Genomic DNA, 21,305 nt, shown 5'->3' with positions numbered 1-21,305 from the left:
TTATCTATTAAAAAAATCTTTTATAATTACACTGGTAAACCGTCGTGCTCCAGTATCATTCAGATGCCCGCAGGACGAAAAATACTGATCTCCTTCTACCGTATTTTCATAATTGTAAATTTCAGGATAGCATTGTTGCACTTTTTCAAAATAATTTAATCCTTTAGTATTGGTGCACATCGGGGTCATGACAGCTATCAAATTGATGTTGTTGTCCTTGCAAAGCTGTTTAATTTCTTCATAATATTTGTTCCGTAACGGTTTTAAATTAGTCAGATTGTTTTTCATGTTACCCTTTTTTTTGACTAACGGATAATATCCTAAATGAGCCAAATTTGTAGTAGGCTCTTTCGATACCGTTTTATAGAGTTCTCTAAACCCAATCTTGGAATCAAATGCAACATACCTGTAAAAAGGAATGTAATACAATTCTTTAAAATCGGCCTCTTTTAAAAAATGATTTCTGATTGTTTTAGAATCATGGATAAAGGGAAGAAAACGAGAAGAAACACCCTCATCTCGCTTTTCATTTGATAAATTCAAATCGGCCTCGAGTATCACATTTTTTATAGTATACTTTCGTTCCACCATTAATTTTAACAGTAGGGATGCTTCAAACAAATGTCCTCCGCTCATCCCAAAATTAAATGTTTTCAATCCTTTTTCTTCAAACATTGGAGCCACAAAATGATTGTTGGCTCTGGAAGATCCTAAAATTACCACATCATACTTGCGCGCTGCTGAATTGTAAACATAATCAATTTTCCCTCTATTCGACGACTGTACATAAACTGTTGTGTATAGAAAATCCAATACTACTAACAGTAAAAATAGTAGCACGAGGGTTTTGACTGTAAAAATTAAAAACTGCTTCATTGTTGTTTTGTATTGTATAGTATTATTCTAGTATTCAAATGTATAATATTTGACAGCTCGATATTTTGTAATGTCATAAGTTTAAAACTGAGCTTAGACGGATACTCGATTTGACAATTAAACTACTCTCTTTGTCACGTCGAGCGCAGTCGAGACGCTTTTATGTCTTAATGAATCTCGACTGCGCTCGATTTGACAATTAAACTACTCTCTTTGTCACGTCGAAAGTTTATACTGAGCGGAGTCGAAGTACAGTCGAGACGCTTAGTCAAACTATTCTTCTATATCTTCAACATCCGATTTGTATTTATGATGCGTTGCATTTCTACATTCTGATAAATCTTGTAATTTTTCGAAATTCCCATCAATTAGCGCTTGTTTTTTTATCCTACTCCATTTTTTTATTTTTTTTTCAAATTCGATAGCCTGATTAGGATCTGTAAAATCTTGATAAAAAACTAACAAAACCGGTCTTCTACTGTGCGTGTAGGCTTCCGAATATTTACCCATATTATGTTCCATAACTCTTCTCTCAATATCAGAAGTCACACCTACGTATAGTGAATCGTCAATACAACGAAGAATATACACATAGTAGAATTTCATATACTGTTTTATTTTAAATTAAACGAATCTCGACTATAGCTTGTCCTGAGCGTAGACGAAGGACTCGATTTGACAATTAAACTACTCTTTTTATCACCTCAAACGTTTATACTAAGCAGAAAAAAATTACAATCAATTTCCTTATTTATATCAAAACTGAAAATAAATAAATTCTTTATAATCGGAATACGTTCCTAATGCCACAATTGCTGCAAGGCATAATCCCAACTTTAAATAACTGTAGCGCCCAGAAATAGGTTCCACTTGCGTTCGGCTATTCCATTCCACAACAATAAAAGCAAGTATTAAAATGATGATTTCATAATTGTATCGCTCGTTATCCAAATACTGTGATGCAAAATTTCCATTGGTAAAAATACGCCCAATATATTCAAAAGCATCTCCTATCGATTTTACCCGGAAGAAAATCCATGCCAGGCAAGTTAATGCGAATGTACTGATAATGCTAAAGAAAACTGTGACGGAGGCAAAATCCCAATGCAAGGACACTGTTTCCATATTAGATCGATTCCGCTTCAAGAGCAACAATGGCAAAAAATACAGGGCATTAATAAAACCCCAGGCAATAAAAGTCCAATTGGCACCATGCCAAAAACCACTGATTAAAAAAATAATAAAGGTATTGCGGATTTTCATTCCCATACCTCCACTGCTGCCTCCCAAAGGAATATATACGTAATCCCGAAACCACGACGAAAGAGAAATGTGCCAGCGCCGCCAGAACTCGGCGATATCACGAGAAAAATAGGGGTAGTTAAAATTGCGCAGCAAATCGATTCCAAACAATTTTGACATTCCCAAAGCCATGTCAGAATAACCCGAAAAATCCCCATAAATCTGGAAAGCAAAATAAACGGCCCCAAGAACCAACGACAAAGAATTCATGGATTCATAATTATCAAAAATCGCATTGGCGTATGTAGCGCAGGTATCCGCAATTACCACTTTTTTGACCAATCCCCAGGCAAACTGAAAGATTCCTTCTCTGGCTTTTTGATAGTCAAAACTGCGTTTCACTTTCACTTGTGGTAATAAATGTGTGGCTCTTTCAATGGGTCCCGCCACAAGCAGTGGAAAATAACTGACAAACAACGAGTAATCCACAAAATTATATTCTGCCTTTATTCTTTTTAAATAAATATCAATGACGTATGATAATCCGTGAAACGTATAGAAGGAAATACCCACCGGCAAGATCACGTTGAGCAGTAAAGGACTCGTTTGTAACCCAAACCCATTCAACAACTCCGAGAAAGAATCTGCAAAAAAATTATAGTATTTAAAAATCCCCAGGAAGCCCAGATTCACATTGATACTCAGCCAAAACCAAAATTTTCGACTCCGTACCGTCTTGGCCTTTTCTATCCGAATACCGGTATAATAATCTAAAAACGTCGAGAACACCAACAGGAACAGAAAACGCCAATCCCAACAGGAGTAAAAATAATAGCTGGCTATAATGAGCACTGCATTTTGAGCACTTTTGGTTTTATTACAAACAAACCAATACAACACAAATACAATAGGTAGGAAAACGGCAAAGGATAAGGAATTAAAAAACATACGTACGGGAACGGATTTGACGGTGTAAAATTAAGATTTATTCTCTAATACCAATGCTAAATGGTACTCGACCATTCTTGCCAGTGAAAAACGGTTTTCAATGAGGGTTCTGGTATTCGTTTCAATTCTTTTATGACCCAAATAAACGGCTTCAAGAATATTCTTTAGAGCCATAACATCTTTTGCTTTATAAATAAACCCATTTTCCCCGGAAACAATAACCTCCTCATTACCACCAACATTTGTTGTGATTACAGGAACATTGGCAGCTAAACTCTCTAATATCGATAAACTGAAACACTCCATGTGGGTAGGTTGCAGCATATAATCATATTCCGAAAATAACGCTTTCAGGTTAGAAATGCTGCCCATAAAAGCAAAACAATGGGTTACATCATAGTATTTCATCTTTTCAACCAAAATACTTTTATAAGGCCCATCTCCGTAAAGATCAATTTTAATTTCCTTCTGTATCGATGTAGGAAGCAGTGCGACAGCAGCAATTAAATCCTGAATCCCTTTAGATTCACGTAGGTGAGATGCTGTCAAAAAGATGGGATGCAATGTGTTTCGATTCATTCGTTGTAAAATATTTTCTAGCACAACCCCGTTATAAATAGTCAATGTCTTCTTTTTCAAATGAGAACCAAAATCATGAATAATTTCATTGACGGTATAATCAGAAACCCCTATAAAAACAGCAATATATCTGGAAAATAAAATTCCTTTGATTCTTTTCTCGATTCTCTTTTTTAAAGGATAGCCGGAAAGAGGTCTTGGATTATGATCCACGGCAATTATTTTAGCGCCGCTGAACTGCTTTATTTTATAAAAAAAAGGAGTACATAATTCGACAAAATGGGTAATGATATGCGTGTACGCTGTTGCATTGGTGGTACAAAAACTAAGAAAATGATTTTCTACGGATTGATATCCACTCTCAAAAATCGTTAAAGTAACATATTCGCCATGATCGGACTGATTCGGAAAAAACCAATCCACCTGAATATTATTTTCTGCACATTTCTTGTCAAACGCCCAAAAAAAGTAATCCATTCCGCCTACTCTTTCGGGTAATAGTTCATAATTACAAAGCACTGCTATTTTTTTATTTTCGGTCATTCCATTGTGATAAAGTTGTAGCAATACGCTGACTGGTTCTGTTTAATTTTTTGCTTATTTGTAAGTCAATCATAGCCTTTCTTTCTTTAGTTCGTGCCAAAGGATTGATTAAAGCCTCCTTGATTTGGTCAATTAATTCGGTTGGATTTTTGGCGATGGTCACGGATTGGCTCTCGACTACTTTTTTGAAATGATCATATCCTAAAAAACGTTGGTCATCATACAAACCATTTTCAGGATTTCCAAAAACAGTATTAATTACCGGTTTGTCAAATAACATAAAATCTAAACTCATTGTAGAGCACATGTTAATATTCAAATCAACATATTCCAACAAAGAACGTAAATCCATGATATCCTCCTCACTAGGAATGCGTTGCGACCAGCTTTCAGCATGATTCTCCCGAGTCAAAATCCATTTGGGCGTATTCCAGATAATTTCAGGAAACTCTTTTTGTATCGCAGCAAAACGCTCTGGTTCTTCTGCTGGAGAAGTCCGTACAACAAGTTGACATGGAATTCCTATTTTATTTTCTCGCATGGCATTGGCAATAGTCCGAATCACAACAGGGTCATTCGCTCCGATACTGGCATCAGCACAACTGAAACAAATTATTTTTTGACTCTCCTTTAAATTAAATTTAGCATAAAAATCTTGTTTTTCTGTTTTGTATTTGTCCATCATATAAGGCTCAAATTGAGGTGTTCCCACCACTCTTACCTGTTCCTCTTTTACATTCGGATAAAAATACAACAGCTCCTTTTTCATTAAATCACTCCAAACCAAAAAATAATCAAAAGTCCCTAACATCCTTCCTTTGGAGGCTAAATTATCCCAACTGAAAATAAAACTGCTGACTGGTATTTGAGATTGGATAGCTGCATATAAAAAAGGGGCTAAATACGAGGGTCTTTGATGGGTGAAAAAAATATGAGTCGGTTGGTCTTCTTGCAATAATCGAAGATACTCTTTTGCTATTCTATGTTTAGAAAAAGACAAAAACTGTAATTTTTCTACAAACAGAATACTGGCAGAAGAGTGCACTCTCTGCGTAAAAAAATAAATAATTTTGACTAAAAGAGATCGGGCAGAGATTGTTTTGGGATACCCAGATTTCAGGTTGTCTTTCATACCATAAAAAGACTTGTAGTGTTGTAGATGAGCTAGCTCTTTCCATTTCCTGAAAAACCAGGTCCATTTGCCTTCTACAAAAACATCCAATTCTTTTATAGTACTTGTAGACTGTAAATCCGCAGGATAAGCACTGATAGGCAACCCCGAATAAATGATAATAGTATCAAATTGGAGTCTGGCTTCTGTTAAAAAGTCACTCATTACAAAATTCCGGAATCCAACGCCATCAGTGATTACTATACCTAGTTTTTTCATTGCTTTTAAACTTACAATTTTTGATTATTTTAAAATAATTCTTACATCCAAAAACTATTAAATTTTTTTTGATTTAATTCCCTAATATCGTTTTTTATTATAACTAAAAAAAGAAATTGGAATTACTCCTTAGTTGTGCGAACCATTTCAAACAGACTAATGCACTGCCAAATATGAAAACTAGATTGGATATTACCTTCAATGTAGTGCTCTAATTCTTTCTTTAATTCTTTTATATCAAACCATTTTGAATATTCTGAATTTTCGATTGACGCAAAACATTCGGTTACCCAATTCTTCAAATCATAAGCCAACCATTCCCTTTGTGGCGTTTGCAAAGGTCTTTTAGGTGCAAAAACCAAATCATTCACCAAATATTCTGAGGCGATTTCTCGTAACATAAATTTAGTTATTCCGTTCTTTATTTTAAAATCCAATGGTAATGAAAAAGCAAATTCTACTAATCTATAATCCAAAAAAGGTTCTCTTAATTCCGTGGAAAATAGCATCGAAATTCGATCATTAAATCGTAGCGCTCTTGGGATTTTCGTATAAAACAAATCGCGATATTGCTTATTTAACAATTCATTATCAAAAGGTTTGGGGTAGTTTGGTTTTTCGGATTTTGCCAAAAAAGTATCCGAAAGCATATACCTTTTGAATGGTGAATCCGTAACTCCTTGAATGGTTGTGTCGTTTTCTTGGACGTAATAATCATAGCCCGCCCATTGTTCATCCATCCCTTGACCATCGAGTAATACCAATACGTTATCTTTTCGAGCTTGTTCGAAGATTTTGGCGTAAGCCAAGGTTGGAACTCCACCAAAAGGCTCGTCTTGTTGAAATGCTACTTTTTTCGTAAAATCGGGAACTTCATCTGCTTGAAACAGAATTTTAGTTAACGGGTTACGGGTTTGGGCTACCATTTGTTCTACCCAAGGCAATTCATCATAGTCAGGATTATTCGTGTAAAAAGTATAACCATTGATTTTAGAATTATCCTTTTGAAGATTGACTAAAGCCAATAATACGGAACTATCCAATCCACCACTTATATTAAATCCAACAAGAACATCGGATCTAAAACGCAAATTAATACTATCTTTTAAAAGAGTAACATAATGTTCTTTGGCCTGCTCAAAAGTTAAATTCTTAGGTTGCTTGGCTACTTCTTCTTCAAAAAAGTACCATTTTTTTAGGATCAATTGCTGGTTTTGAAATTCTAAAAAATGGCCGCCGGGCAATTGCAAGATCTCCTCCCAAAAAGTTTCGTCGGGATTTCCATAAGAACCATAAGCAAAATAAGAAGCCCAGACTTTTTCGTTTGGAATTCTTGAAATACCCGCAGCGTGAAGCGCTTTTATTTCTGATGAAAAATAAAACGAGTTCTTTTCTTTACAGAAAAAAAAAGGTTTGACACCAAATCGGTCTCTTGCAGCAAATAATTTTTTGTCTTGATTATCCCAAATAGCAAAAGAAAACATACCGTTCAATTTTTGCAGGCAGTGATGCCCGTAAACAAGAAACGAAGCTAGTAAAACTTCGGTATCGGAGTCCGTTGTGAAAGTATAGTGTCCTTTCAATTCGGCTTTGAGCTCAATATAATTATAGATTTCACCATTAAAAATAAGAACATACCGACCAGAAGGATCCAAAAAAGGTTGATTGGATTCTGGGGATAAATCAATAATCGCCAATCGATTATGTCCTAAAGCAGCAAAATTCTTATCACTATATTTTCCTGTGGAGTCAGGACCTCGATGGTGTTGACTCATCAGCATGGCATCCAACTGATAGGCTTCGAAATTCCCAATTATTCCCGCAATACCGCACATATTATTTTTGATTGTTTTTTATCATTTGCTCCGCCCTATCCCAATCGGTTAACGTATCAATATTTACATAAAATTCAGGAGTAGATTCGATGAATGAAATACTTTTTCCGTACAAAGAATGTTGTTGCAACAGCACTTCTGTTTTCATTATGTAAATACTTCCGTCTCTATGATAGGCATTGGGGAGTTCTTGTCTTCTGCTGATTATTTGACCTTCTCCGGTAGAGATTTTTAAATTCCCTTCGGAATTAAGTTCAAACGTCCAATGCGGATTATATTCATGTGGCACTTTTTGAACAGAAACTAGAGAATCACAATCGCTTGTAATGAATTTTTGAATAGCATCATCTAAGAATTCAACAGTTCTAATAGGACTTGTCACTTGAAGTACACAAACAGCATCAAAGGAGATGTCTTGTTTATCATACCATTCTAAAGCATGAATAATAACATCTATAGTAGGTGTTGCGTCTTGGGCTAATTCCTCTGGTCGTATAAATGGCACTTGAATTCCCAAGCTTTTAGCCACCGTAATTATTTGTTGATCATCACTGGACAAAATCACAGCAGTTAACAGCTTTGAATCCAAAGCAATTTCAGCAGTATATTGCAATAACGGTTTCCCGTTGAGCAATTTAATGTTTTTTCCTGGGACTCCTTTAGAACCTCCTCGTGCTGGGATAATACCTAAAATTCGCATTTTAATACATTATTGTTTTATGAAACTGCAAAGGTAATTTTTGTAATAATTCCGCTATTTGAACACCCGCATTCCCATCTCCATAAATAGCAGACGAGACTGATTTGCCTTTTTTTATAGCATCTAAAATAGCTACTTCTATTCGTTCTTGTGAATGTATAACATCAATACTGTTTCCGCCTCGTTCCCTTTTATTTTGACGAGACCCTATATTAACCACAGGCACCCCTAAAAAAGCACATTCCCGAATACCTGCGCTTGAATTACCAATCAAACACTCGCTGTGTCTCAGCAATTGCAAAAAATCTTTGCCTTCCATATTTTTAAAGAAATGCACATTTGGCAATTGATGCTGCTCTCTAAAAGCACGAATGCCTGTTGAAGTTCCGTCCGCTCCTGCATCCACATTGGGCCAAAACCAAAGGGTTGGTTTATTCAATTTATAAATCGCTTCGAGTGTTACTTCAATATGTTTCCGTGAATCTTGATATTCTGTCGTTACCGGATGTTGCATAACTATTAAATAACCACTCGATAAATCCGGTTTGGCACCTACGCCTCCATATTTCTCATACGGATCAAAAGGAAGTACTTTGCTCTGCAAGACCTCTTCTGCCAAATCGATTGAGGGACACCCTGTATTAAAAACCATCTCAGGATTTTCCCCTAATTTGATGACCCTTTCTTTCGCATTTTCGGATGCCACAAAATGATAATCGGCCAATTTAGTAATGGCGTGACGGACCTTTTCATCAATATTACCGGTAACTTCACCGCCCTGAATGTGCGCTAAAGGAATATTCATATAAGAAGCCGCAATGGCAGTAGCCATCGTTTCAAATCGATCGGCAACTGTTACAACAATATCCGGTTTTAAATTATCAAAAACAGTCGACAATTCCAATATTCCAATTCCGGTAGTCTTTGCAGCGGCAGTCAAATTTTCTCCTTCTAAAACATTAAATACTTTAGCGGCAATGACAAACCCATCTTTTTCAATATAATTGACAGCTGATCCGTAGCGATCCAACAGAGCGGAGGCAGCCACTATCAATTGTAATTCTAAGTCCGGATGTTGCTGAATAGCGGTCAAAACTGTTTTTACACGGCTGTAAGAGGGTCGCGCAGTAACAACTACGGCTATTTTTCGTTTTGGCATTTTAAGTATATTATTCTTCGGTTTAAAAATAAACAAAAAACAGTAAAGGTAAAAAAGTTATGGCTTTAACCTCACATCAGTTCGAGCATTTTAAAGGTAGACAAATATTTATTTTAAAAGTAAAAGATTTGTTTTAAAATAGTATATAGAACCCTTACATAAACAAATCTGTCTCATTCAAAAAATCCCATTGATTCAAATCCCGATTCAAAACCTTCCCTATTATTTCTTGAAATCGCATAGCGTCGATTCCAAACCCTTTTGGTTTTTTAGCTTCTAAGTCATCAAAAGTAACAACATGATGTTTGGGCAATTTTTTATTGACTGCCAATGATTTTTCGAAAATTTGTTTGAGTTCCGAAAAATTAGTATTGTTATTTTTATCAATAGGATGCGACAAAGCGACACTTATGTTTCGAACAGCCAAGACTAAATTCTTTGTTTCCAGAATCGTTAACGAGGCTTTGGCATCCGGACCAAAAAGTTGTCGGTCAAAAACAACATGAAACTCCAGAATACTCGCTCCCAGCGCTGTTGCGGCAATACTCGTTTCTATTTTAGCAGAATGATCTGAAAAACCAACCGGAACATCGTATCTATTTTTTAATTCCTGAATCACATTCAGCCCATATTCCTCCGGCTGTGTAGGATACGCACTAGTACATTGCAATATAGAGAAATTGACTTTTCGGTCTTTTAAAAATTGTACTGTTTGGTCTAACTCAGTATAAGAACTCATCCCGGAAGACAAAATTACTGATTTCCCTGTAAGTGCAATTTTCTCTAAGATCAAGAAATTGTTTACTTCTCCGGAACCGATTTTATAACTGTCAACTCCAATTTCTTCCAGCCAATCCACTGCTAAATTGCTAAAAGGGGAACATATAAAATCAAGCCCTGCACGGTCACAATGTTGCTTGATACCTTTCCATTGTTCCAATGAAAAACCCATTCGTTTCCAATAATCAAAACGGGTACTGTCCTCCAAAGCAAACGGCACTCGGAAAGGTTCATATACACTGCTTTCCGCTTCAGCAATGTGCATTTGAAATTTTACGGCATCAACTCCTGTTTGGGCAATTGCATCAATATAGGAATATAAAATACCCAAACTTCCCTCATGAGCTTGACCTATTTCGGCTATGATATACAATTTTGAAGACATAATTTTAATTTTTAGCTTTCTTTTTTGAATCGATTTAATGATATAAATTTCAAGAAAAAAAGAAGTTTTATTATTGAATGAGGGATTTATTTAAATAATTTATTGCTTTAAACATCCCAATATTTTTTATTCTATTAAGTTTACACCTATAAACTATAGAAAACACTTTAAAAAGTAATCTTTCTTTAAATGTAATATAATTGTACTTTACAAAGAAATTTAGCATTTCTCTCTTTTGTTGATTCACCTTCTCACTTTGTAAAATAATTTTATAAATAATTTTAACAAAACGAGAGAAATTATCTTTTAATTTCTTGTCTTGAGCTATTCTACAGTTATAATTTTTTAACAAATAACTTACACTCTCAAACATCTTATCAATGCTTTCTGTTGTATTGTTTTTCCCCCAATTTGGAATTCTATAGAAATTATCTATTTCTTTAATTCTTTTAAATTTCACATCACTATTAAATAATATTTCAATATGAAAAATAATGTCTTCCAATAAGTGTAAATCATTTCTAAATTTATTATTTTCTACATATTTTTTTTTCCAAATTGGACTCATTGTCTGCCATGGAAATTGATGCTTTAAGAATAATGACAAATAATTCTCTCTGTTTTCAATTATAGGATCTATATTGAAAACATCTTTCTTATTGAATATATTATTATCAAAAAACTGGGTAGAAAACACTAAAAAATCATTATCTGGATATTGTTTAAAATATTTGATTCGATTTTTCAAAGCATTACTTGCTAAAATATCATCTGAATCCAGAAAAATGATAAATTCTCCTTTTGAGATATCTACTCCGTAGTTTCTACAAGAACTAACACCTTTTATTAAATCAATAGGTCTTTTAACATATTTAAAACGATTATTTTTTGTTATATATTTTTCGATTAATTCATCTGTTTTGTCATCCCCACCATCATCAACAACAATGCATTCCCAATTTGAGTATGTTTGATTTAAAACACTGTCAAGTGTTTCCCCAATAACATACTCTCTATTGTAAGTTGGAATTATGACAGAAACAATTGGATTACAATCCATTTAGTGTTAAATAATTAAATTAATATTTTTAAATAAAACCTAAAAAACAAATATTTTATGTCTAAGGCATTAATATTTGAGAGCTAATAAATATTGTATTTTATTTATTATAGTCTCACTTATTGGTTTTCTATATTTTAAAATTTTACGAATATTTAATAAAACTTCAAAAATTACATTAAAAAATATTTTAAAACATTTAATATCGATTAATGCATATTTTATAAAGTTATGCCAATATAGTTTTAAAATTTTAACTACGGGAAATGGATAATAGACTAAATAATAATAAGTAGTGTTTTTTAGTTGCTTTCCAAATCTAAAGTAATTTTGTCCCATAAGTTTTCGTTCTTCTCTATCAACTCGATGATTCACTTTAATTTTATTTGAATACATAATATCAAAACCTTTAGATAAAACTTCTATAGCAACGCACGATTCCTCTCCATAAATATCAATCCAGACCGGAAAACCATTGGTAGCTTTATAAACATCTTTACGGATAGCAAACCCACAGCCTATAAATTCATTGGTTAAATATTCTTCCGTTATCGAGTTAACCTGACTCAAAGCTTCTTGATCAGATCCAAAAACACCTTTTATTTCCTGAAAAGCAACAATGCCAACAGTAGGATATCTTTTAAAAACAGTAAGAGTTCTTGCAATAAAATCGGACTGTAAAGGATGGGCATCATCATCAAAACCCATTAAAAATTGTCCTTTGGCTTTTGGATATAGTTGATGCCTGGCAGCAGAAGCTCCTATGCTTTTTTCAGAAGAAAACCATCCAACCCAACAGAATTTTTCTTTTAATATCTTAGAATTATCAATGCAACCATCAAGAAATACCAAAACTTCATTCTCAGAAAAATCAATTATCTGAGCTAAAATATTTAACGTATATTCCAATTCAGATTTTCTATTTTTAGATACAATTAATATAGATGTTTGCATAAAGTGTTTATCGGATTAGGCATTTTATTAATTTTATTTTACTCATGAACTTCACCTCTTTTATTATTACAAACCAGATTAAAGGATTAAATCTATATACTGATGATCGTTTCCAATAACTTAAAATCCTTCTGGCTAATAAATACCTGAATTTCTTTCTGTCATCAGGCTCCATCTGTAACTCTTTTAAATACAGAGTATTAAATTGAATTATCAAGAATTTAATTTTCTTAATAAAATCTGCTGAAGACAATAATTTATTTCCGTAATAATATTCATACACTTCGTCAACCGAAAGTATAATATTAAAATCAGCCCAATATCTAGAAATGATTTTTGATCGTTCTTTCAAATGCGTTGTTGCTTTATGGAAAGAACGATGGTTACTGTCTTCTAAAACACGATACTTAATTAAAAAATCAGGTAAATTAGCTACTTTACACTTTTTTACTGCCCGACTCCATAAGTCCCAATCTTCACAAGTTTCAATAGTTTCATCATATCTTATATTCTGTTGCTGTAAAACAGCACTTCTAAAAACAATAGATGAATGACCAAAGGAAGCTGTAAAAAGCAAATAAACCTTAATATACTCATTGTTTAAAGGATATTCCCATTCTGTTGCAGGATTTTTAGTAATGTCTTTCAGCCAATACCCTTGTGTTCCACACAGAAGAATTTCTTGATTTCCTTCCAAAAAATTAATTTGTTTTTGAAATCTTTCAGGAAATGCCCAATCATCAGCATCCATTCTAGCTATATATTCGTAATGTGGAAGCAATTCATCCAACCCTTTATTCAATGTTTTAGCAATACCTATATTTTTCACATTTTTTTTATAAAAAACTCTACTATCATTATATCCTAAAACAATTTTCGTGGTATTATCTGTTGAGCAATCGTCATAGATATATAAATCAAAATTTGAAAAAGTTTGATCCAAAATAGAATCAATACTCGATTTGATATAAAGTTCAGTATTATATGTAGGCAATAAAACAGCTAATTTTTTCATCTTTTAAACAATATTATTATTTTCCAAATTATTAATAATTTGTTTTAAATAATTAACCGATAGATAATCCTGTAAATCAACTCTATTTAAGAGAAGCTTATCTGGATCTTCTTTCCATAAATAATATAACTGTTCTATAAGTTCCGAAATTTTAAGACAATCATCTACTTCGGACCAATATTCATAATCAACACCTAATAGTCTTTTAACTTCGCTAAGATAAGGTGACAACGAAAGAATCGTTTTATTAGCTTCAACACAATGTGGAAACTTTGCGGGTAGAAATGGGCTAATTTCTGATTTCGCTTCAATAATTATATTCACGGAAGTATTTTTTTGAATATTATAAACGTCATCAAAAAGAAAACTTTTATTATGAACTATCAGTTCAGGAATGATTTTTTCATAGTTATCAAGCATTGCCGAATAGTTTGAAGAAGGCCCTAGTAAAAGAAGTCTAACCTCATCCCTAGCATCTTTGTTTTTATCAAAAAACAACAGTAACCCTTCAATCAAGCCTTCAGGAGATCGCGGTTTCATTAAATTTCCTGCATGAAGCAGATTGAGTTTTAACGGATCAAAATAGGATGGAAAATCTTGATTTTGAATTTCATATCTAGCATTTTGGTGCGGAATCACAACTCCCGTTTTTAAAAAATTAGGATAAAAACTCCCCATCCACTCCAACAATAATTGACTAGGAAAAGCACTATATTTTGCTTTTTCGGAAACTTTTGCAAAGAATATCTCTTTTTGTTTGTAGCTAGATTCAACCCAGGTATAAGGTCTTGGATAAAAGTGAAACGGATAAGGATCGTGTATGTAAGCCATCCAATTACGATGTAATTCAGGACATTTTAAAACTGCATAATGTGGTCTAAAACTTCCCCCTTTGCTTAATGTAAGTACTAAATCCGGTTCAAAAGTCATTTTTTTTAAACATTTAATGATACTGTTCGTATCATTAAAGAAGGTAAAGGAAAAACCAAATATCTTCTCTAATAATGGCGCAACACTAATATTAAAACTTCTGCTCAAAATCCTTTGCAGTCGACTCAAAAAATACAGAGTACTGTACTTTATCTCTGTAATTGCAATACACTGTATTCCTTCTAATTGAATATTTTTCAAAGTATAATGAAACACGAAAACCTCGAAACCCGCCTCGGCTAAGTTATTAATCAAAGCGACATTGGCTTTTGAACCACTGCTGTCTTCTATGTTGATGGAATCAACAACTATCAGTATTTTCATTTTAATAGTGTTTTTAATAAATATGCTGCTGTTTTTTGGCAGGCATCACCGACTCCGTAAGGATTGATGGAATGCCCAAATCCCGTGAATCCGTCTAAAAAAGAACAAATAGTAGTGCTGATTTTTTGTTGATCGGTACCTACTAAAATAGAAAATCCGGCAGTAACCCCTTCGGGTCTTTCTGAAACATCACGAGTAACCAAAACAGGTTTCCCTAAGGATGGGGCTTCTTCCTGAATACCACCGGAATCTGTGACAATCAAAAAAGATTGTTGCATCAACCACACAAAAACGGGATAGGAAACCGGTGGTATCAAATAAATATTTTTAGTGTTGGACAATTTCTCATATACAACACCTTTCACTTTCGGATTTAAATGGACAGGATAAACTAACACTACATCGTCTCGTTTCGAAACAGATAAAAGCGCATCACACAGGTTCTCAAAACCTGCTCCAAAATTTTCTCTGCGATGCCCTGTGACCAGAACCATTTTTTTATCGGTAGGAAGCAAACGTTTCAATCGTTCAATTTCAGGATTGATATAATCTTCTGCTCCAATTTTTTCAACGGTCCACAATAGCACATCAATAACGGTATTTCCAGTTTCGACGATAGCAGTTGGCAGAATGCCTTCATTCAGTAAATTCTGTGTGGCTGCAGCGGTAGGGGTAAAATGAATCTCGGCTATTCTGCTGGTCAACTGCCGGTTCACTTCCTCCGGAAAGGGCGCCTTTTTATTATCCGTACGTAAACCAGCTTCTATATGTCCTACGGTTATGCCATTATGAAAGGCGGCCAACGCCACCATCGATGAAGTTGTTGTGTCTCCATGGACCAAAACCAAATCTGGTTTTGCATCAGCAAATACGCCATCCATCTTTAACAAAATACTAGCACTTAATCCGTTCAAGCTTTGATTGGGTTGCATCAAATCTAAATCATAATCGGGAGCAATAACAAAAAATTCCAACACTTGATCCAGCATCTCTCGATGTTGTGCCGTGACACAGACTTTTACATCAAAATTATTTTTTTTTAATTCGTGATACAGCGGTGCCATTTTTATCGCTTCCGGACGTGTGCCAAAACAAAGTAGAATTTGCATGGATTATTTTTTTATAATTCTTTTTTTTAATTTGTAAACTGTCAAACGTAACGGTAATAAAACATAAAAAAGTTGCCATTTTAATTTTTTATATTGCGATAGATCTAAAATAATTATAATTTTAGAGAATAAATTATATTCCTTAAAACCCAATGACATTATTATAAAATGACGGATTAAAGAATAAGAAAGTAGTTTTTTCTCTTTTAGATTACCTAGTACTAATAAAATTGCCTTATAGTACGATGTTTTTCTATTTAAATTATTCCTGATAAACTCTCCTGTTATCGAGTCAGTATGTTTCCTCCCATAAAACAAACATTTTTCAATAGAAATCCCTTTAATTCCTTGTGATAAAATTCTTGTATAAAGCTCCCATTCGTCAGCATATGAAATATCCTCATTGAATCGAGAATTTTTAAAACATTTTTTCTTCCACATTACGGCACAAGAATTAAATGGAAGTTCATATTTCAAAACTTTTTCGATATCATTTACATCGATATAGAATGAAACATATTCTTTAGAATAATCAAAACTATAATCAAAATCACCAAAAAAAGACGTTCTAATATATCGACAAAATGAAATCTCATCTTTAGACAACTCAATAACACATAATTCTAAGTTTTGTGGATGAGCAACATCATCGTCATCAAAGAAAATAATATAATCCCCTTTGGCGATATCTAATCCATAATTGCGACATCCTGAAGTCCCTTTTGTATAAGATTTGATACGTGAATAATAATGAAACCTTTCTTCTTGTTGTAATATTGGAGATATAACCTCGAGCGTGTTATCAGTACAACCATCATCAATAATCAAAGCTTCCCAGTCTAGAAAAGTTTGTTTATGTATAGATTGTAACATTTCTAAAATAAAAGGAGCTCTATTATAGGTCGCTATGATAATGGTTACTTTGGGGATACTGCTCATCTTAATAAACGTTTAATCCTTCTTAAAGGACTTAAAATTGCTTTTCCAATCTGAAATTCCAAACGCTTTGTATTTTTAATTTTCTCGATTTCTTCTCTTTCTATCTTAAACAATAACTGTGACACAAAAACATCAAAATCAGAAACATATGACTCTTTATGTTTAATATAAATATATCTTAACAAATCATACTTTATTTTTTTTGATTTTGAACTTGTTGTATTGTCTCTCTTTCTATAATTGTATAAAGGTTCTTGAATCACTTCAACTTCACCTCCAGTTTTTAAAAGTCGAATAAAAAATTCCCAATCTTCATAACCTAATCTCATATTTTCATCATAACAACCACAGGATAACCAATCTTCTTTTTTGAACATTGATGTTCCTAATGCGTCATTTATGTATAAAAAATTAGCAATACTCCCGCCTTTTGGTATAAAAACGTAAGACGATCCATCATCAAAAAACAAATTAGCTTGACAAGTAACTAGTTTAATCTCCTTATTTTTTAAAATAATTTCTATAGCCTTTTCACAAAAAGTGGGTTCAAAATAATCATCGCTGTCTAAAACCAATATATACTCCCCTTTTGCTTCTTTAATTCCAACATTACGCGCCGTACTTTGTCCTTGATTCTCTTGGGTAATTAATTTTGTGATTTTTGGCGCTAACTTTTTTAATACCGCTTTAGTTTCAGCATTAGAACCATCATCTACAACAATTACTTCTTTATTTGGGTAGGTTTGATTTAATGCCGAATTTACCGATTGCAGAATGTATTGTGCATCGTTGTAGCAAGGAATTATAATAGAAACTAGAGTATCAGAATGCATTTATTTAAAAAATTGGTTGAATTTGCGGCCTTTGGTTGAATTACTTAATTTAGAAACATAAAATTTCCTAAACTTGTTTAAAATAGTATTTTTTTCAAAAGTAGTCAAATTCAAAAAAGCTAAGGCAGAATCGCACAAGGATTTGTAATTTTGATTTACTACGTTAGGGAATTGCCCAAAACGATCTTGCATGGCGCCAATTTTATATCCCATTACATAACATCCTGCAGCTGCCGCCTCCAGAGATGTCATTGGACCACCTTCGATTTTTGAAGTAACTAGAAAAACATCAATATATTGATAAAAAGTATGAGTTTGTAGCGGACTAATAAATTCTTTTTTAAAAGTCACGAAATTGAATAGGTTACATTTTACAACCAATAATTCAAGCTCCTGTAGATATAGTAAATCTCCTTTTCCTTGAATGACTAATTTACATTTTTTTTGATTTTTGTTATTTAAAAAATCGAGTAAAAGTATCATGTCTTCGAGATTTTTTTCTCTTGATATTCTTCCCAAATAGCCAAAAACAAGAACATCCTGTTCATAAGTTCTTTGTGACAAACTAAGAAGATTAGTCTCGTTTAAGATTGCAATATCTAAAGCTACTGTATTTTTTAAAAAATTATTTCGTTCCCAAAACATTTTTTGTTCTTCATTAAAAACTATAATATTAGTAAACTTATTGTAAACAATTTGATGAAGCTTTGATAACAAATTAAAATGCCACATGGTAATCTTGGCAATATATTTTTTGTTTTGAAATTGAAATTGAAATACTGAAAAAAAATAAGTACATCCTGGATAAGTTAATATAAAAAAACTAGTGTATTGTAAAGAAATTAAAAACCAATATGCAGATTCTAATATTGGTTTTTCTAAACCAAACTTCTTAAGTATTTTATTAAGAAAAAGGATAGTCTTGAAATCAAAAAAAGTAGGATAATGTACAAAGCTGATATTTCGTTCTTCAATTATTTCTTTAAAAAAACTGGAACTACTTTTTCTAGGAGAAAAAATCGCAACTCTTTTATATTGATTCGAATCATAAAAATGTATTGCCGTTAAAACAGCTTCAATTTCTGTCCCTCCAATATTATCTAAAAACGGGGTACATACAATAATATTCTTACTTTTCTTAATCAATTGATTGTCCTAAAATTATCTTGATAAACTTCTTATTTATCTTCATAAAAAAATTAAAATCTAAAAACAATACACTCTTCAAATACAAATTTAAAAACAGAAACACATTTTGCTTTTTATGTTGGTAGGTATAACTTAAGAACCTCTCAACAATAATTTTTCTTGTATAAACATCAAATAAATAATACTTTATTTTTATTAAATATTCGAAAAATTCAAACCGTGCTAAAAACAAATCATTTTTATGTATCTCAGCTTTACCGGATAAACTTTCAGATGAAATTCTAACAAATACAACAGCGGAATTTGTACTGAAAATATTTTTCACTTTTGTTAAGTCTAAAACTATTTTATCATCACTATAAAAAGCGGATGGATAATTTGTAAATTTATGTTTTAAAAATTCATTTTTGTTAAAAACAAATTCTGACAAAGAGCCTCTTGCTTTACCTTTAATTTTTCTTGAAATGTATTGAATTCCTGTTTCAAATAATAGATTTGTACATAACTTAGACTCTTCACCATTAATCTGATCAATTACCCTAGTAGAATACCTCAGAACATTACAGTTTTCGTGAAATAAATTATAGTTCTCATAAAATTCAAATACAACATTTTTACTCAAATAATCATCGTCCCCCAATATCATAATCCATTCCTCTTTATTAGACAAAGCAATGCAGCGTTCCCATTGAAGAACCAATGATGTTCCTCCAAGATTACGTTCAAATCGATGATAAACAAATTCAAATTTACCTTTGTACTTTTCTAATAAATCACCTGGATTTTCAGTACTGGCATCATCACCAATATAAACTTTGAATCGTTTGTCTGTTTGATCGGCTAAAGACTCAATGGTTGCCTCAAAAAAAGTAATTTTATAATATGGAATGACTATTGCTAGCATTTATTTTAGCATTTGTTTCAAAAATTTAAAATGGTATCCTGTAATAGGCTTTAAAATAATTAATTGTATCCAAAGTAAGAAGGCTTGTTTTTTTAACCTGTAGTAAAGCAAACCTTTTATGAAATTTGTTCCGTTTTTAAACTCAAAATCCTTGCAGACTATTCCTTCTTCAACTTTTAAAGGGAGCAAATTCGAGTATATTTTGTGCATTATTATAGAGGTCAAATACCAATTTTTATCTAACTTTCCCAAAGAAAAATGTTCCACTACTATTGAATTAACAACTATAATACTATAACCCAGCTTGATGTACTCGAATGATATGTTCAAATCATAACAATGAAAACCCTTGGTAGATTCCTGAAAACGAAACTGTTTATCTCTTCGAGCAATCATAAAAAATCCATCTATTGCAACCACTTTTTCTATATTTTTATTCTTAAAACCTTGGTCCCAATCTTCAACATTGCCATTTCTTAAATGTTGTTTTAAATAAAGAAATTTATCCTCTTCTGGACAATCCCACCAAGCCGATGGCATCTTTGTTTTGGATTTAGCACCGGCAACCCCCAGCAACCCAAATTCTTCATTTTGGTCGAATAAATTCTTCACTAGTAGACCCCAATTTTGAGTATGCAATAAGACATCATCATGCATAAAACACAAATAATCATTCCTACTTTTTTCTATCCCTAAATTATAGGCCTCAAAAATAGAATATTTATTGTTTGAATTATCAATGACAATTAATTCATAATCACAACCAATCGTGTTTTTTATATTCTCAGATAAATTAAAAGAAATGTTTTGGGTTCGAGAACAAATAATTATTGAAATCATCGCTTAATACCTAAAATTATTTGATGATAAGGTTTTACAAAAGTCAAATTAACTACCTTAATATCAAAATACTTATAGACATTTTGCAGTAATTTGAAGTCAAAAACATGATGGTGCAAGCATCTATTTTCGTGATTAGCAAAAGACCTTTTTTTAAATTGTTCTTTAGTTCCGGCAGCTAAATCCATATTCAAATCATGTAACTCTAAAATTTCGGTTAGGTGTGTCAAATCGGTTTCATTAATCCCATTATTTAAATCATTTTCAAAATGACCAAAAGTAGAGATAGGACGATTATGATCAAATGTATATCTTTTATCCGGTAAAATAAGTAAAATAGCACCGCCTTTTTTAATAACTCTCACCCATTCTTTAACTGTTTTTAACGTGTTGGCACAATGTTCTAAACAATGGCTTGCAATAAGGAAATCATATTTGTTATCAGGTATTTCTTTAAGGTTACTCGCTTCACAAATGTATTGGTATCCTTTTTTACTTCCTAAATAATTAAAATTTTGGCCTTCAACAATAGTACCTTCCCAAATGGTTTGAGAACTGAAATTACATCCGTCTAAACTATCTATAACCTGATAAATTGGAATTTCTTTTGAAAAAATAGCACTAGGCCCTCCTATTTCTATCCCTATTTTTCCATTAAAATATTTTAAAAAAAGATCCATTCTTTTAATAGTCCTCCCTTTGTATGGAAAAAATTTATCTTTAACAAGACACTTTATACCATAATACCCAGTTGTTACATATGTTTTCAGTAATGTTTGAATTTTTGACATTATAATAGTATACATTGAAT

Annotated in this window: 20 protein-coding genes; all 20 read right to left on the bottom strand. The window is 32.6% G+C overall.

Annotated features, from left to right (window positions below; all coding sequences use genetic code 11):
* The 20 genes from EKM03_RS03420 to EKM03_RS03325 all read right to left on the bottom strand — a co-directional run bounded on the left by EKM03_RS03420 (nucleotide 1) and on the right by EKM03_RS03325 (nucleotide 21,285).
* A complete protein-coding gene (locus EKM03_RS03420; protein ID WP_370272945.1) occupies nucleotides 1–840 on the bottom strand; it encodes a hypothetical protein in 840 nt (279 codons plus the stop codon).
* A 309-nt stretch (nucleotides 841–1,149) separates the two neighbouring features.
* Complete coding sequence (locus EKM03_RS03415; RefSeq protein WP_126463101.1) at nucleotides 1,150–1,482, bottom strand: GIY-YIG nuclease family protein; 333 nt, start codon at nucleotides 1,480–1,482, stop codon at nucleotides 1,150–1,152.
* Nucleotides 1,483–1,632: 150 nt separating this feature from the next.
* A complete protein-coding gene (locus EKM03_RS03410) occupies nucleotides 1,633–3,066 on the bottom strand; it encodes an MBOAT family protein (protein ID WP_126739879.1) in 1,434 nt (477 codons plus the stop codon).
* A 30-nt stretch (nucleotides 3,067–3,096) separates the two neighbouring features.
* Entirely contained in the window at nucleotides 3,097–4,188 is a 1,092-nt protein-coding gene (locus EKM03_RS03405) for a glycosyltransferase family 4 protein (RefSeq protein ID WP_233584052.1), read from the bottom strand.
* The gene (locus EKM03_RS03400) at nucleotides 4,175–5,578 is read right to left on the bottom strand and encodes a hypothetical protein (RefSeq protein ID WP_126739878.1); all 1,404 of its coding nucleotides are present in this window, start codon (nucleotides 5,576–5,578) and stop codon (nucleotides 4,175–4,177) included. Before EKM03_RS03400 ends, EKM03_RS03405 begins: the two co-directional genes overlap by 14 nt.
* A 122-nt stretch (nucleotides 5,579–5,700) precedes the next feature.
* The gene (gene asnB, locus EKM03_RS03395; RefSeq protein ID WP_126739877.1) at nucleotides 5,701–7,413 is read right to left on the bottom strand and encodes an asparagine synthase (glutamine-hydrolyzing); all 1,713 of its coding nucleotides are present in this window, start codon (nucleotides 7,411–7,413) and stop codon (nucleotides 5,701–5,703) included.
* A 1-nt stretch (nucleotide 7,414) separates the two neighbouring features.
* Nucleotides 7,415–8,113: a cytidylyltransferase domain-containing protein gene (locus EKM03_RS03390; RefSeq protein WP_126739876.1), complete on the bottom strand. Its 699-nt coding sequence runs from the start codon at nucleotides 8,111–8,113 to the stop codon at nucleotides 7,415–7,417.
* A 1-nt stretch (nucleotide 8,114) separates the two neighbouring features.
* Nucleotides 8,115–9,272, bottom strand: a complete 1,158-nt coding sequence (neuC, locus tag EKM03_RS03385; protein ID WP_126739875.1) for a UDP-N-acetylglucosamine 2-epimerase — start codon at nucleotides 9,270–9,272, stop codon at nucleotides 8,115–8,117.
* A 154-nt stretch (nucleotides 9,273–9,426) separates the two neighbouring features.
* The gene (locus EKM03_RS03380; protein ID WP_126739874.1) at nucleotides 9,427–10,437 is read right to left on the bottom strand and encodes an N-acetylneuraminate synthase family protein; all 1,011 of its coding nucleotides are present in this window, start codon (nucleotides 10,435–10,437) and stop codon (nucleotides 9,427–9,429) included.
* Nucleotides 10,438–10,507: 70 nt separating this feature from the next.
* Nucleotides 10,508–11,497 (bottom strand): glycosyltransferase family 2 protein, encoded by a 990-nt coding sequence (locus tag EKM03_RS03375; protein ID WP_126516598.1) that lies wholly within the window; start codon nucleotides 11,495–11,497, stop codon nucleotides 10,508–10,510.
* A gap of 69 nt (nucleotides 11,498–11,566) precedes the next feature.
* Entirely contained in the window at nucleotides 11,567–12,451 is an 885-nt protein-coding gene (locus tag EKM03_RS03370) for a glycosyltransferase family 2 protein (protein WP_126739873.1), read from the bottom strand.
* 7 nt (nucleotides 12,452–12,458) lie between these two features.
* A complete protein-coding gene (locus EKM03_RS03365) occupies nucleotides 12,459–13,466 on the bottom strand; it encodes a glycosyltransferase family 2 protein (RefSeq protein ID WP_126739872.1) in 1,008 nt (335 codons plus the stop codon).
* 3 nt (nucleotides 13,467–13,469) lie between these two features.
* The gene (locus EKM03_RS03360) at nucleotides 13,470–14,720 is read right to left on the bottom strand and encodes a UDP-glycosyltransferase (RefSeq protein ID WP_126739871.1); all 1,251 of its coding nucleotides are present in this window, start codon (nucleotides 14,718–14,720) and stop codon (nucleotides 13,470–13,472) included.
* Complete coding sequence (gene wecB / locus EKM03_RS03355) at nucleotides 14,717–15,829, bottom strand: non-hydrolyzing UDP-N-acetylglucosamine 2-epimerase (RefSeq protein ID WP_126739870.1); 1,113 nt, start codon at nucleotides 15,827–15,829, stop codon at nucleotides 14,717–14,719. Before wecB ends, EKM03_RS03360 begins: the two co-directional genes overlap by 4 nt.
* A gap of 3 nt (nucleotides 15,830–15,832) precedes the next feature.
* A complete protein-coding gene (locus EKM03_RS03350; protein WP_126739869.1) occupies nucleotides 15,833–16,768 on the bottom strand; it encodes a glycosyltransferase family 2 protein in 936 nt (311 codons plus the stop codon).
* Nucleotides 16,765–17,601 (bottom strand): glycosyltransferase family A protein, encoded by an 837-nt coding sequence (locus EKM03_RS03345; protein ID WP_126739868.1) that lies wholly within the window; start codon nucleotides 17,599–17,601, stop codon nucleotides 16,765–16,767. Before EKM03_RS03345 ends, EKM03_RS03350 begins: the two co-directional genes overlap by 4 nt.
* Complete coding sequence (locus EKM03_RS03340; protein ID WP_126516605.1) at nucleotides 17,602–18,747, bottom strand: glycosyltransferase; 1,146 nt, start codon at nucleotides 18,745–18,747, stop codon at nucleotides 17,602–17,604.
* Complete coding sequence (locus tag EKM03_RS03335; RefSeq protein WP_126554507.1) at nucleotides 18,740–19,654, bottom strand: glycosyltransferase family 2 protein; 915 nt, start codon at nucleotides 19,652–19,654, stop codon at nucleotides 18,740–18,742. Before EKM03_RS03335 ends, EKM03_RS03340 begins: the two co-directional genes overlap by 8 nt.
* Nucleotides 19,655–20,494: a glycosyltransferase gene (locus tag EKM03_RS03330; protein WP_126516607.1), complete on the bottom strand. Its 840-nt coding sequence runs from the start codon at nucleotides 20,492–20,494 to the stop codon at nucleotides 19,655–19,657.
* Nucleotides 20,491–21,285, bottom strand: coding sequence for a methyltransferase domain-containing protein (locus EKM03_RS03325; protein WP_158616364.1), 795 nt, complete (start codon nucleotides 21,283–21,285; stop codon nucleotides 20,491–20,493). The genes EKM03_RS03330 and EKM03_RS03325 overlap by 4 nt, the downstream gene beginning before the upstream one ends.
* Nucleotides 21,286–21,305 lie beyond the last annotated feature (20 nt).

Origin of the sequence: Flavobacterium sp. GSP6 (assembly GCF_003984855.1) — a bacterium.
GTDB lineage: Bacteria > Bacteroidota > Bacteroidia > Flavobacteriales > Flavobacteriaceae > Flavobacterium.
This window is presented reverse-complemented; position numbering and strand designations above follow the sequence as displayed.

Excerpts from the sequence above, each read along its gene's own strand:
- EKM03_RS03370 (WP_126739873.1), bottom strand. The coding sequence starts at position 12,451 with ATGCAAACATCTATATTAATTGTATCTAAAAATAGAAAATCTGAATTG.
- EKM03_RS03360 (WP_126739871.1), bottom strand. The coding sequence starts at position 14,720 with ATGAAAATACTGATAGTTGTTGATTCCATCAACATAGAAGACAGCAGT.
- EKM03_RS03390 (WP_126739876.1), bottom strand. The coding sequence starts at position 8,113 with ATGCGAATTTTAGGTATTATCCCAGCACGAGGAGGTTCTAAAGGAGTC.
- EKM03_RS03400 (WP_126739878.1), bottom strand. The coding sequence starts at position 5,578 with ATGAAAAAACTAGGTATAGTAATCACTGATGGCGTTGGATTCCGGAAT.
- EKM03_RS03405 (WP_233584052.1), bottom strand. The coding sequence starts at position 4,188 with ATGACCGAAAATAAAAAAATAGCAGTGCTTTGTAATTATGAACTATTA.
- EKM03_RS03325 (WP_158616364.1), bottom strand. The coding sequence starts at position 21,285 with ATGTCAAAAATTCAAACATTACTGAAAACATATGTAACAACTGGGTAT.
- EKM03_RS03375 (WP_126516598.1), bottom strand. The coding sequence starts at position 11,497 with ATGGATTGTAATCCAATTGTTTCTGTCATAATTCCAACTTACAATAGA.
- EKM03_RS03380 (WP_126739874.1), bottom strand. The coding sequence starts at position 10,437 with ATGTCTTCAAAATTGTATATCATAGCCGAAATAGGTCAAGCTCATGAG.
- EKM03_RS03345 (WP_126739868.1), bottom strand. The coding sequence starts at position 17,601 with ATGCATTCTGATACTCTAGTTTCTATTATAATTCCTTGCTACAACGAT.
- EKM03_RS03335 (WP_126554507.1), bottom strand. The coding sequence starts at position 19,654 with ATGCTAGCAATAGTCATTCCATATTATAAAATTACTTTTTTTGAGGCA.
- neuC (WP_126739875.1), bottom strand. The coding sequence starts at position 9,272 with ATGCCAAAACGAAAAATAGCCGTAGTTGTTACTGCGCGACCCTCTTAC.
- EKM03_RS03350 (WP_126739869.1), bottom strand. The coding sequence starts at position 16,768 with ATGAGCAGTATCCCCAAAGTAACCATTATCATAGCGACCTATAATAGA.
- wecB (WP_126739870.1), bottom strand. The coding sequence starts at position 15,829 with ATGCAAATTCTACTTTGTTTTGGCACACGTCCGGAAGCGATAAAAATG.
- EKM03_RS03415 (WP_126463101.1), bottom strand. The coding sequence starts at position 1,482 with ATGAAATTCTACTATGTGTATATTCTTCGTTGTATTGACGATTCACTA.
- asnB (WP_126739877.1), bottom strand. The coding sequence starts at position 7,413 with ATGTGCGGTATTGCGGGAATAATTGGGAATTTCGAAGCCTATCAGTTG.
- EKM03_RS03330 (WP_126516607.1), bottom strand. The coding sequence starts at position 20,494 with ATGATTTCAATAATTATTTGTTCTCGAACCCAAAACATTTCTTTTAAT.
- EKM03_RS03365 (WP_126739872.1), bottom strand. The coding sequence starts at position 13,466 with ATGAAAAAATTAGCTGTTTTATTGCCTACATATAATACTGAACTTTAT.
- EKM03_RS03410 (WP_126739879.1), bottom strand. The coding sequence starts at position 3,066 with ATGTTTTTTAATTCCTTATCCTTTGCCGTTTTCCTACCTATTGTATTT.